General features: G+C 65.0%; 9 protein-coding genes and 1 pseudogene. 4 read left to right on the forward strand and 6 right to left on the reverse strand.

Annotation, left to right across the window (positions count from 1 at the left end; genetic code table 11):
• Positions 1 to 5 precede the first annotated feature (5 nt).
• Both NKJ18_RS22330 and NKJ18_RS22335 read left to right on the forward strand, forming a co-directional pair.
• Complete coding sequence (locus NKJ18_RS22330) at positions 6 to 1,085, forward strand: ABC transporter ATP-binding protein (protein ID WP_023706780.1); 1,080 nt, start codon at positions 6 to 8, stop codon at positions 1,083 to 1,085.
• 29 nt (positions 1,086 to 1,114) lie between these two features.
• Positions 1,115 to 3,148, forward strand: coding sequence for an aldo/keto reductase (locus NKJ18_RS22335; protein WP_352759707.1), 2,034 nt, complete (start codon positions 1,115 to 1,117; stop codon positions 3,146 to 3,148).
• A 179-nt stretch (positions 3,149 to 3,327) separates the two neighbouring features.
• On the opposite strand, the gene NKJ18_RS22340 is transcribed toward NKJ18_RS22335, so the two are convergent.
• Positions 3,328 to 3,756, reverse strand: coding sequence for an Lrp/AsnC family transcriptional regulator (locus NKJ18_RS22340; protein WP_023672167.1), 429 nt, complete (start codon positions 3,754 to 3,756; stop codon positions 3,328 to 3,330).
• Positions 3,757 to 3,906: 150 nt separating this feature from the next.
• On the opposite strand from NKJ18_RS22340, the gene NKJ18_RS22345 reads away from it, so the two are divergent.
• On the forward strand, positions 3,907 to 5,010 hold the full coding sequence (locus NKJ18_RS22345; RefSeq protein ID WP_352519419.1) for a saccharopine dehydrogenase family protein: 1,104 nt from the start codon (positions 3,907 to 3,909) through the stop codon (positions 5,008 to 5,010).
• 160 nt (positions 5,011 to 5,170) lie between these two features.
• On the opposite strand, the gene NKJ18_RS22350 is transcribed toward NKJ18_RS22345, so the two are convergent.
• The 5 genes from NKJ18_RS22350 to NKJ18_RS22370 all read right to left on the reverse strand — a co-directional run bounded on the left by NKJ18_RS22350 (position 5,171) and on the right by NKJ18_RS22370 (position 11,519).
• A complete protein-coding gene (locus tag NKJ18_RS22350; RefSeq protein WP_023707473.1) occupies positions 5,171 to 6,037 on the reverse strand; it encodes a glycosyltransferase in 867 nt (288 codons plus the stop codon).
• A 206-nt stretch (positions 6,038 to 6,243) separates the two neighbouring features.
• On the reverse strand, positions 6,244 to 7,632 hold the full coding sequence (lpdA, locus tag NKJ18_RS22355; protein WP_352498845.1) for a dihydrolipoyl dehydrogenase: 1,389 nt from the start codon (positions 7,630 to 7,632) through the stop codon (positions 6,244 to 6,246).
• Between the two features lie 235 nt (positions 7,633 to 7,867).
• Positions 7,868 to 9,268, reverse strand: coding sequence for a dihydrolipoamide acetyltransferase family protein (locus NKJ18_RS22360; protein ID WP_352759710.1), 1,401 nt, complete (start codon positions 9,266 to 9,268; stop codon positions 7,868 to 7,870).
• A 2-nt stretch (positions 9,269 to 9,270) separates the two neighbouring features.
• Complete coding sequence (locus NKJ18_RS22365) at positions 9,271 to 10,284, reverse strand: alpha-ketoacid dehydrogenase subunit beta (RefSeq protein ID WP_023672171.1); 1,014 nt, start codon at positions 10,282 to 10,284, stop codon at positions 9,271 to 9,273.
• A gap of 2 nt (positions 10,285 to 10,286) precedes the next feature.
• Positions 10,287 to 11,519 carry a 3-methyl-2-oxobutanoate dehydrogenase (2-methylpropanoyl-transferring) subunit alpha gene (locus NKJ18_RS22370; protein WP_023687602.1) on the reverse strand — a complete coding sequence of 411 codons (1,233 nt, stop codon included), beginning with the start codon at positions 11,517 to 11,519 and terminating at the stop codon, positions 10,287 to 10,289.
• A gap of 526 nt (positions 11,520 to 12,045) precedes the next feature.
• Here NKJ18_RS22370 and NKJ18_RS22375 point away from each other — a divergent pair.
• Positions 12,046 to 12,736, forward strand: a pseudogene (locus NKJ18_RS22375) (helix-turn-helix domain-containing protein); the annotation flags it as partial.

Below are 12,736 nucleotides of genomic sequence, written 5' to 3' on the forward strand. Positions count from 1 at the left end.
GCGATATGGCGGCAGTCACCCTCACCAATGTCGTAAAACGCTTCGGCGTCTATGAGATCATCCATGGCGCCAACATCGATATCGCCGATGGCGAGTTCGTCGTCTTTGTCGGCCCGTCGGGTTGTGGAAAATCGACGCTGCTCAGGATGATCGCCGGGCTGGAGGATATCAGCGGCGGCGAGATCGCCATTGGCGGCAAGGTGATGAACGATGTCGAGCCGGCCGAGCGCGGCATCGCCATGGTGTTCCAGTCCTACGCGCTCTACCCGCACATGAGCGTGGAGCAGAATCTGAGCTTTGGTCTCAGGATGACCGGCAACCCCAAGGAGGACACCGAGCGGCGGGTGAAGCGGGCCTCCGAAATCCTGCGCATCACAGAGTTGATGGCGCGGCGGCCGAGGCAATTGTCCGGCGGCCAGCGCCAACGCGTCGCCATTGGCCGCGCCATCGTGCGCGAACCGCAAGTCTTCCTGTTCGACGAGCCGTTGAGCAATCTCGACGCCGAGCTGCGCGTCCAGATGCGGGTCGAGATCTCGCGCCTGCACAAGGAACTCGGCACAACGATGATCTATGTCACCCACGACCAGACCGAGGCGATGACGCTGGCCGACCGGATCGTCGTGCTGCGCGGTGGCCATGTCGAGCAGATCGGCAGGCCGCTCGATCTCTACGACAATCCCGACAACCAGTTCGTCGCCGGCTTTGTAGGCTCGCCGAAGATGAATTTCATCAAGGGCCGCGTCGTCGGGCGCAACATGAGCAGCGTCACCGTCGAGCTGGTGGGCGAGGAAATGACCCGCATTATGCAACCGTTGACCGGCGCCGTGCCGCAAACAGGAGCCAAGGTCATTGTCGGCGTGCGGCCCGAACATTTCGGCAATGGCGGCGAAGGCGACGCCGACCTCACCGTCGGCATCGACGTGGTCGAGCATCTCGGCGGCACCAGCTTCATCTATGCCAGGACCGCCCATGGCGAAGACCTGGTGATCCAGCGCGACGCGGCAAAGGTCCCCGACACCCAGGAGATCACCGTGTCCATCCGCAAATCCTATCTGTTCGACGAAAACGGCCAGCGGCTGCGCTGAGCGCTTCCAGCCTTGCAAGGAGAATGACCATGACTGCAACCGCGCCCATCCGCTGGGGGATACTCGGGCCTGGCGACATCGCCAAAGCGTTCGCCCGCGGCGTGGCAGGCTCGCGCACCGGCACGATCGTGGCGCTCGGCGCCCGCAATCCCGGCAAGGCAGGCTTGGCCGAGACGTTTCCCGGCGCCCGCATCCTCGACGGTTACGACGCGCTGCTCGCCGACCCCGAGGTCGATGCCGTCTATATCGCCATCCCGCATCCCGGCCATGCCGAATGGGCAATCAAGGCGGCGGAAGCCGGCAAGCATGTGCTGTGCGAAAAGCCGCTGGCGCTGACCGCCTTCGAGGCCGACGCCATGATCCATGCCGCGCGCAAGGCCGGCACCTTCCTCGGCGAAGCCTTCATGTACCGCCTGCACCCGCAGACGGCGAAGCTGGTCGAGGTGATCCAGTCGGGCGTCATCGGCGATGTCAGGCTGATCAAGTCGAGCTTCGGCTTCGCCATGCCGGGCTTCATGCCCGAGCACCGGCTCTATTCCAACGATCTCGCCGGTGGCGGCATTCTCGACGTCGGCGGCTATCCCGTCTCCATGGTGCGGCTGATCGCGGGCGCTGCCACAGGCAAACCCTTCGCCGAGCCGGACAAGGTTGTCGGCACCGCCCATCTCGGCAAGTCCGGCGTCGACGAATGGGCCTCGGCGCTGCTGCATTTTCCCGGTGGCATCGTCGCCGAGGTATCCTGCAGCATCTCGCTCAAACAGGACAATGTGCTGCGCACCCTCGGCACCAAGGGCCGCATCGAAGTGCCGGATTTCTGGTTCGCCGGCGGCGGCAACCGCGATGGCGGCCCTGGCCGGATCGATGTAATCCTCGCCGACGACACGCGCGATACCATCAGCGTCAACGAAACCCGCCATCTCTATTCCTTCGAGGTCGACGCCGCCGGCGAGGCGATCCTGGCCGGCAAACAGGAGTTCGCCTGGCCGGGCATGAGCTGGGCCGACAGCCTCGGCACGCTGCGTGTGCTCGACAGATGGCGCGCCGCCGTCGGGCTCGAATATGAGATCGAAAAGCCGGCTAAGCGAACCAACACCATTTCGGGCCAGCCGCTGCGCACCGGCGGCACGGCCATTGGCAAGCGCAAGATTCCGGGCCTGTCGAAGCCGGCCTCCGTGGTGGCGCTCGGCTTCGAGGATTTCCGCACCTTCTCGTCGGGCGCAATCCTGCTCGACGCCTTCTTCGAGGCCGGCGGCAATCTGTTCGACACCGGCTACGTCTACGGCGCCGGCTACACCGAAACGCTGCTTGGCCAGTGGCTCAGGAATCGCGGCGTGCGCGAGCAGTCGGTGATCATCGCCAAGGGCGCGCACTCGCCGCTCTGCTATCCCGATGTCATCGGCAAGCAGCTCGCCCAGTCGTTGGACCGGCTGCAGACCGACCATGTCGACCTCTATTTCATGCACCGCGACAACCCGGATGTGCCGGTCGGCGAATTCGTCGATGCGATGGACGCCGAGGTCAAGGCCGGCCGCATCCGTGGCCCGTTCGGCGGCTCGAACTGGACGATGGCGCGCATGGACGAGGCGATTGCCTATGCCGAGCGCACCGGCAAGCAGAAGCCCGGCGTGCTCTCCAACAATTTCTCGCTGGCCGAGATGCTGGAGCCGATCTGGGCCGGCTGCATCACCTCGTCGACCGACGACTGGAAATCCTGGCTGACGAAAAGGCAGATGCCCAACTTCGCCTGGTCGAGCCAGGGCCGCGGCTTCTTCACCGACCGCGCCGGCCGCGACAAGCAGGACAATGAGGAGCTGGTGCGGGTCTGGTACTCGGAGAAAAATTTCGGCCGCCGCGACCGCGCCATCGAGCTGGCGCAGCGCCTGGGCAAAAGTCCGATCCACATCGCGCTCGCCTATGTGCTGGCGCAGCCTTTTCCGTCGGTGCCGTTGATCGGCCCGCGCACGCTGGACGAGTTGGAGGACAGTTTGAAGGCGCTGGATATCAGGCTGTCGGCGGAGGATGTGGCGTGGCTGGATAGCGGGCCGGAAAGGCGGCGGGCTTAGCAGCTAATCTCCCCCCTTGAGGGGGAGATGTCGCCGAAGGCGACAGAGGGGGTCGCCTCGCATGGAGCGCTAACCTCCTTCTGCAGCGGCAGGTAGGCCGAGCCCAGTCGAACCGACCCCCTCTGGCCTGCCGGCCATCTCCCCCGCAAGGGGGGAGATTAGCGGCTCATGCGTTCCACCTACCGATCGATCCGTGTCGACAAAATAATCGACGACGACGTCCGCTCGACCCCGTCCATCGCCCCGATCTCGTCCAGCAACGCATCCAGATCCCTGATCGACGGCGCGTCGACGATGACGATCATGTCGAAATTGCCGCTCACCGAGTGCAGCGTCCGTACCGGCGGCAGCGCCTGCAGCGCCCGCACCACCTTGTCGGCGAGCTTGGGCGTGACGGTGAGCAGCACATGTGCCCGCACCAGCCCCTGCTCGTAGTCCGGCGCCATCCGCACGCCATAGCCGGTGATGATGCCGCGCTGTTCCAGCCGCTCGATCCGGCTCTGCACTGTCGTGCGCGAAACGCCGAGCTGGCGCGCCAGCTCAGTGGTCGACGCGCGGGCATTGGCGCGCAGCAGGGAAAGCAGTTTTTGTTCGGCGTCACTGAGCATTTCGACGAACCTCGTCGGCGTATCGTTCAATTGCAGGGTTCATTTCGAACGATCCCACGCTTCCTTTCGACAGGCAAGCTGCGATTCTTGAAGGCATCGCGTCCAGCGCGCGGCGGTCTGGGCCAAAGAGTTTTCACGAGGGGCAAGGTCATGAAGAAAATCATCGTCGTCGGCGCCGGCAAGATCGGCTCCACCATTGCAGGCATGCTCGCCGACAGCGGCGACTACCACGTCACCGTTGTCGACCGCGCGGCGGCGCAGCTTGCCGCGGCCGAACTTCCCGCCGGCGTCGAGGGGCTGGAGCTCGATATCGCAGCGCCGGGCGCACTCGAGGCCGCCCTTGCCGGCGCCTTCGCCGTGCTGAGCGCCGCCCCCTTCCATTTGACCACTCGCATCGCCGAGGCCGCGGCCGCCACCGGCGTACACTATCTCGATTTGACCGAGGACGTCGTCTCCACCCGCCGCGTCAAGGAGCTGGCCAAGTCGGGCAACAGCGCCTTCATTCCGCAATGCGGCCTTGCGCCGGGCTTCATCTCGATCGTCGCCAACGATCTCGCCAGCCGCTTCGACACGCTGGAAAGCGTTCGCATGCGCGTCGGCGCGCTGCCGCAATACCCGTCCAATGCGCTGAACTACAATCTGACCTGGAGCACCGACGGCGTCATCAACGAATATTGCGAACCCTGCGAGGCGATCGTCGAGGGCGAGCTGATCGAGGTGCCGCCGCTGGAGGAGCGCGAAGAGTTCTCGCTCGACGGCGTCACCTATGAGGCCTTCAACACCTCTGGCGGTCTCGGCACGCTGGCCGAGACGCTGAAGGGCAAGGTGCGCACGCTGAACTACCGCACCATCCGCTATCCCGGCCACGCGGCGATCATGAAGGCGCTGCTCAACGATCTCGGCCTGCGCCACCGCCGCGACGTGCTGAAGGATATCTTCGAGAGCGCCCTGCCGGCAACGCTGCAGGATGTGGTCATCGTCTTCGTCACCGTCTCGGGCCGCCGCAATGGCCGCCTGCTGCAGGAAACCTACGCCAACAAGATCTATTCGCAGCGCATCGGCAACCAGGTGCGCAGCGCAATCCAGATCACCACCGCCTCCGGCATCTGCGCCGTGCTCGACATGCTGGCCGACGGCACCTTGCCGGCGACCGGCTTCGTCAAGCAGGAAAACATCGCGCTGGATGCGTTTCTCGCCAATCGTTTTGGGCGCGCTTATGCGCAGCACGAGATGGTAAGCCGGCTGGCAAGCTGAGCTACTTCACCCTCCCCCTTGTGGGGAGGGTCGGCGCGCAATCGGAGCGAAGCGGAGATGGCGAGACGGGGTGGGGGTGAGCGCCGACGGTTGGCGAGGACCCCCACCCCGCTCCGCTCCGCGATCGACCCTCCCCACAAGGGGGAGGGTGAAGCGCCCGCTACTTCCGCAGAGCCATCGGTCGTCCGAGCAGAAACCGGATGAAGTTGCCTGCGGTCCGCGGCGCCATGCGGGGCTGCGTCGCCTGTCGTGGCGCGCTTTGCCTTCGCGCTGGCACCTTGGGTTCGACACCCGGTCGGCCCACCGTGAAGGAGGGCCCCGAGACCGGCTTCCCCCTCAACACGTTGGCGGCGTTGTTGTCATGGATGACGATGCACCATTGCGCGCCCTTCGATGCCGCCACGACGGTGTTGAAGCGCGTCGCCATTTTTGCGTGGTGCTCGCTGTAGACGCCGCTCATCGCCGGCGATCTCCTTTCGACCAGCGTGCCGAACGCCGACGTGACATAGTCGTGGTGCGTGTAGCGTCCGCTTGCCGTGTCGAAATTCTGGCCGTCCGGAAAGGCAATGTAGAGCGGCTGCAGGTCCACCACACGCTTTTCGATCTCCCGGCGCGCGTAGTGCTCGACGCGCTCCATGAAGGTCGGCGCCAGCGCGTCGTCGCTGTCGAGCCGCGTGAGCGAAACATAGTCGGCATCGGTATCGGCCTGGACGAAGGCATTGAAGCGATCATTGTAATCCTCGCCCGCCTCGACAAGGATCGGCCTGACGTCGACACCGGCCACGCAGCTGCACACGGTGCGAATATAGTTCTCGTGCGTATCGGCATCGAACGCCAGAAGGACGGTAAAATCCTTCAGCGACTGGCCTTCGAGCGACGACGCGCAATAGGTGTCGAACAACGCCAGGCGCTCGACCAGCCAGACCGGGTCGAGATTGGCGCGGCCCTTTCCGTCCCACTGGCTTGGCTTGAAGCCAGCGGCGATGTTGTAGCGTATGGCGATGTATTTCTTCAGGCCGGTGTCCATGGACCGACACTTAGTACATTCCGCTGATCTGCGACAACCAACGGCTGAGCGGCCACCCTCCCCCTTGTGGGGAGGGTCGGCGCGCAATCGGAGCGAAGCGGAGATGGCGAGACGGGGTGGGGGTGAGCGCTGACGGTCGGCGAGGACCCCCACCCCGCTCCGCTACGCGGATCGACCCTCCCCACAAGGGGGAGGGTAAGCGCACTTCAAATATGCAGCGCGTGGCCCAGCGCCTTCAGCGCCGCTTCCTGGAAGCCTTCGCCTTGCGTCGGATGCGCATGGATGGTCCCGGCGATATCCTCCAGCCGCGCGCCCATTTCCAGCGCCAGGCCGAACGCCGCCGCCAGTTCCGACACGCCTTGCCCGACCGCCTGGATGCCCAGCACCAGATGGTTGTCCGCGCGGGCGACAACACGAACAAACCCGTCCTCGCCGAGTTTCGTCATCGCCCGGCCGTTGGCGGCGAAGGGGAACTGGCCGATCTTGATTTCGCCTGAAGCCTTCGCCTCCTCCGGCGTTAGCCCTGCCGTCACCAGCTCCGGATCGGTGAAGCAGACGGCCGGGATCGAGCGCTTGTCCCAGCTGCGCTTGTGGCCGGCGACGATCTCGGCCACCATTTCGCCTTGCGCCATCGCCCGGTGCGCCAGCATCGGCTCGCCGGTGACGTCGCCAATGGCATAGATGCCGCGCATCGAGGTGCGGCACTGGTCGTCGATCTTGATGAACTTGCCGGCCATGTCGAGATCGATCTGATCGAGGCCCCAGCCCTCCGTCACCGGCTTGCGGCCGACGGTGACCAGGATCTTGTCTGCCGCGATTTTGGTGCTCTTGCCGTCCGCGGTCTCGACCAGCAGCGCGTCGCCCTTGACCCCCTTGGCCTTGGCGCCAAGCATCACCTCGACGCCGAGCTGGGCCAGCCGTTTCACCACCGGCCGGGTCAGTTCCGCATCATACTGCGCCAGCACGCGCGGCAGCGCCTCGACCACGGTCACCGCGGCGCCCATTTTGGCGAACGCCATGCCGAGTTCCAGCCCGATATAGCCGCCGCCGACCACGGCGAGCTTTTTCGGCACCTCGCCGAGAGCCAGCGCTTCTGTGGATGAAATCACCGGGCCGCCGAACGGCAGGAACGGCAGTTCCACCGTCGCCGAGCCGGTGGCGATCACAACCGTTTCGGCGCGGATGATCTGGGTGCCGGTCTCGGTCTCGACCGCGACGGTCTTGCCGTCGCGGAACGTCGCCCAGCCATAGACGGTCTTGACCTTGGCCTTCTTCAGTAGCCCGGCAACGCCCCCGGTCAGCCGGCTAACAATGCCGTCCTTCCACGCAACCGTCTTGCCGAGATCGAGCACCGGAGCCGCCACAGAAATGCCGAGCGGACTGCTGCCGCCGGCCATATGCGCGACCTTCTCGAACTCTTCCGCCGCATGGATCATCGCCTTGGACGGGATGCAGCCGACATTGAGACAGGTGCCGCCCGGTTTGCCGGCTTCGACGATCACCGTATCGATGCCGAGCTGGCCGGCACGGATAGCGCAGACGTAGCCGCCGGGCCCGGCGCCGATGACCAGCAGCTTGCAGGAGATTTCTTTCATGGCGTGACCCTTTGATGCGAGGGAATGTTCCGTCGCGATCCTTCGCGCCCCCCTCTGTCCTGCCGGACATCTCCCCCACGAGGGGGGAGATCAGCAGCTTCTTCGCTTCGCTCATTCCTGCAACGATGGAGATTGGCGAAACCCTGCGTGACGTCCAATCTCCCCCCTTGTGGGGGAGATGCCTGGCAAGGCAGAGGGGGGCGCTGTCCCGCCGTCATCTCGGTCGTTCCGCCCCTCAATCCACAAATATCAGCGCTGGCGTCTCAATCAGCGCCTTGATGCGCTGCACAAACACCGCCGCGTCCCAGCCGTCGACCACCCGGTGGTCGAAGCTCGACGACAGGTTCATCATCTTGCGCGGGATGAACTGGGTGCCGTCCCAGACCGGCCGCACCATCATCTTGTTGACGCCGACGATCGCCACCTCAGGATGATTGATGACCGGCGTCGTCGCCACGCCGCCCATGGCGCCGAGCGAGGTGATGGTGATGGTCGATCCCGACAGCTCGTCGCGGCTGGCCGTGCCGGACTTCGCCGCTTCGGCCAGGCGGTTGAGCTCGGCCGCGCAATCCCAGAGGTCGCGCGCCTCGGCGTGCTTGACCACCGGCACCACCAGGCCCGACGGCGTCTGCGCGGCAATGCCGATATGGACGCCGCCATGCTGATGGATGATGCCGGCCTCGTCGTCGAACAGCGCGTTGATGTTGGGCTGGTCGGCAATCGCCTTGACCATCGCCCGCATCAGGAACGGCAGCAGCGTCAGCTTCGGCCTCTCCACACCCTTGCGCTTTTCCTTGTTGAGCGCCGCGCGCAACTCCTCAAGTGCTGTGACGTCGATCTCCTCGACATAGGTGATGTGCGGGATGCGTGACTTCGCCAGCGACATTTTTTCGGCGATCTTGCGCCGCAGTCCGATGACCTTGATATCCTCGACGCTGTCATTGCGCGCCAGACCCGACGCCTTCGCTACCTGCGGTCCGCGTGCCAGGAATGCCTCGATATCTTCGTGGCTGATGCGGCCGGCAGGGCCGGTACCCGACACCTGGCGCAGATCGATCCCCGCCTCCTTCGCCCTGAGCCGGATGGCGGGCGACGCCAGGGGCTTTTCGCCCTCCGGGCGCGGCGCGCCGGAGGGTGCCGCACCTTTAGATGTCGGGGCAGTACCCCCGCCCCTGGCCCCTCCCCACAAGGGGGAGGGGGATTCAGTCTCAGCTGCCCGTGCGCTTTTGGCTGCTGGTGCAGGTGGTGGCGACTTGGCGTCGGATTTCGTGGCCGAAACGCCTCCCTCTTGTGGGGGTCCGGAGGACGGGCGAGACCCGTGGCTCGCCTCGGCAGGGGTGGGGGTGCTCTTGGCGCTGGCCTCGCCCGGCAGCGCATCCTTCACATTGCCTTCACCCGCCACCTTCAGCCGCACGATCGGCGAGCCGATCGCCACCGTGTCGCCGATCTCGGCGCCCAGCCACAGGATCTCGCCATCGACCGGCGAAGGTATTTCCACCGTCGCCTTGTCGGTCATCACGGCGGCGAGCAAAGCGTCCTCGCGCACGAGGTCGCCGACCTTGACGTGCCACTCCACAAGTTCGGCCTCGGCGACGCCTTCACCGACATCCGGCAGCTTGATGATGTGTTCGCCCATCCCTAGGCTCCCATGGTTTCGAGAAGCGCGCGGCCGACACGGGCCGGCCCCGGGAAATAATCCCATTCCTGCGCATGCGGGTAGGGCGTGTCCCAACCGGTGACGCGCGCCACCGGCGCTTCCAGATGGTAGAAACAATTTTCCTGCACCAGCGCCGACAGCTCGGCGCCGAAGCCGGAGGTCAGTGTCGCCTCGTGCACGACGACGCAGCGTCCGGTCTTCTTCACCGAAGCGACTATCGCGTCGAGATCGAGCGGCAGCAGGGTCCGCAAATCGATGATCTCGGCATCGATGCCGGTTTCTTCCACCGCCGCCTGCGCGACATAGACCATGGTGCCGTAGGCGAGCACGGTGACGGCCGAGCCCGCCCGGCGGATCGCCGCCTTGCCGAGCGGCACCGTGTAATGGCCGTCGGCGACCTCGCCCAGTTCATGCTTCGACCATGGCGTCACCGGCCGGTCGTGATGGCCATCGAACGGTCCGTTATAGAGCCGCTTCGGCTCCAGAAAAATCACCGGATCGGGATCCTCGATCGCCGCGATCAGCAGCCCCTTGGCATCATGAGGATTGGACGGCACCACCGTCTTCAGCCCCGACACATGGGTGAACAGCGCTTCCGGGCTCTGGCTGTGCGTCTGGCCGCCAAAGATGCCGCCGCCGGTCGGCATGCGGACCACGATCGGACAGGTGAAATCGCCGTTCGAGCGGTAGCGCAGGCGTGCTGCTTCCTGCGTCAGCTGGTCGTAAGCCGGGTACATGTAGTCGGCAAACTGAATTTCCACGCATGGCTTCAGCCCATAGGCGGCCATGCCGATGGCGGAGCCGACAATGCCGGATTCGTTGATCGGCGCATCGAAGCAGCGGGTCTTGCCGTACTTCGCTTGCAGGCCTGCCGTGCAGCGGAAGACACCCCCGAAGAAGCCGACATCCTCGCCATAGACGATGACGCGTTCGTCGCGCGCCATCGACACGTCCATGGCGTCGCGGATCGCCTCGATCATGGTCCGTCTCGGCATGGTCAGACTCCCGCCTGCTGGCGCTGGCGCCTGAGATGCGGCGGCATCTCGGCAAACACGCCCTCGAACATCTCGCGCGTCGACGGCTTGCCGCCCGCATGCAGCGTGCCGTGGCCTTCAGCTTCCTTCTGCGCCGCGATCACCGTCTCGAGGATTTCCGCTTCGGCCTGGGCGTGACGCTCGTCCGACCAGACGCCGCGTTGGATCAGATGGTTCTTCAGCCGCATCACCGGATCGCCGAGCGGCCAGGCGTCGGATTCCGTCTTCGGCCGATAGGCCGACGGATCGTCCGAGCTCGAATGCGCGCCGGCACGGTAGGTGACATATTCGATCAGCGTCGGCCCGAGATTCTGCCGCGCCCGCTCCGCCGCCCATTTGGCCACGGCATGCACGGCGAGATAATCATTGCCGTCGACGCGCAGCGCCGGAATGCCGAAGCCGAGGCCGCGCGCGGCAAAGGTGCCGGAGCCGCCACGCGCAATGCCTTGAAACGTCGAGATCGCCCACTGGTTGTTGACGACGTTGAGGATGACCGGCGCCTTGTACGTCGAGGCGAACACCAGTGCGGAATGGAAATCGGATTCGGCCGTCGAGCCGTCGCCGATCCACGCCGCCGCGATTTTCGAATCGTTGCTGATAGCGGAAGCCATCGCCCAGCCGACCGCCTGGATGTATTGCGTCGCCAGATTGCCGGAGATCGAGAAGAAGCCATGCTCCTTCGACGAATACATGATCGGCAGCTGCCGCCCTTTGAGCGGATCGGCCTCGTTGGAATAGATCTGGTTCATCATCGTGACCATCGGATAGCCGTCGGCGATGAGCAGGCCGGCTTGCCGATAGGTCGGGAAATTCATGTCGCCTGGCGCCAGCGCCTTGCGGAAAGCGCAGCTCACCGCCTCTTCGCCCAGATGCTGCATGTAGAACGAGGTCTTGCCCTGGCGCTGCGCCATCTGCATGCGCGCATCGAAGCTGCGCAGCGTCATCATGTGGCGCAACCCCTCGAGCAGCTCCTCGTCGGTGAGCAGCCCGGCCCACGGCCCGACCGCCTCACCGGTGCGGTTGAGCACACGGATGATCGAAAACGCCATGTCGCGGATGGTGCGCGGATCGACATCGATGTCCGGTCGCGGCACCGAGCCGGCCTTGGGGATCGGCACGTTGGAGAAGTCGGGCGTTCCGCCCGGCCGCACTTCCGGCTCCGGCACATGAAACCGCAACATCCCAGCATCGGTCATGACCATGGTCCTCCCATTTGCTGCGGTGATATTTGCACATCCGCGCGCCCGGCACAGCGCCAATTCATGGGGCGCCGCAACCCATCCGGCGTCACGGCCGGCAGGCGACCGCAAGATGCAGATATGTCGGCGAAATTTCTTGTCGATGTTGGGGAGCGGCGCGCAATTAGGCGCAAAGTTTTGCAGGATTTCCAGCAGATAGTCACTTCACGGCCTCCGGGAGAGATGAACGCATCAAGGTCGGCGAACTGGCGCTTTCCTCTCCCCGTGTTCGGGGGAGAGGTGTCGAGCGAAGCTCGACGGAGTGGGGGTCGACCCTTGGGCGCTAGGCAATGCTTGAGATAGCCCTTCCTTTGTCCGTTCGCGGCGATTGCCACGTGGCTCCCCCACTCCGTCTCGGCTTCGCCGAGCCACCTCTCCCCCCTCCGGAGGGAGAGGAAGGGAGACGTGTCCGAACCGGATAGATAGGTAACAGAATGGACCGATAGCATGGGTGACAGTTTTCTTGTCCGCCGGAGGACCGGCGATGGTTTGGCGAGAGACTGGCATCATGGACGAGCGGCTACGGTTTGTTGTGGAGTGTCTTTCTGGGGATGAGACGATGGTTGCGCTTTGTGCGGCCTACGGGATCTCACGCAAGAACGGCTACAAATGGCTAGGACGCTATCGGACGTTTGGGCCTGAGGGTTTGCACGACCTGCCGCGAGCCCCGCTCAATCATGGCCGGGCGACAGCTCAGGATCTGGTTGAGCGGATTGTGGCGGCCAAGGAGCTGCATCCGCTTTGGGGTCCAAAGAAGATCGTCGCACGGCTCCCGAGTTCATGTGGCCTTCAGCCTCGACGGTCGGCGCGATCCTTGCGCGGCATGGGCTTGTCCGCGCCCGCAAGCGACCCCGCCTGCGGGCCTGCGGCAATGGACCCTGGCCACAGCCGCAAGAACCGAACGCGGTGTGGACTGGCGATCACAAGGGCTGGTTCCGGACCCGCGACGGCTGGCGTTGCGAACCCTTGACGGTGATGGATGCGTCGAGCCGCTATCTTCTGGCGCTCGAAGCGACGGGGTCGACGGCCGATAGCGAAGCCTGGCCGGTGTTCGAACGGCTGTTTGAAGAGCATGGCCTGCCGGATCGCTTCAGAAGCGACAATGGCCCGCCCTTCGCATCGGCCGGCGTCACCGGGCTGACGCCGCTTGTCGTGCGCTTCATCAAGCTCGGCAT

Origin of the sequence: Mesorhizobium sp. M0217 (genome assembly GCF_040321955.1) — a bacterium.
GTDB lineage: Bacteria > Pseudomonadota > Alphaproteobacteria > Rhizobiales > Rhizobiaceae > Mesorhizobium.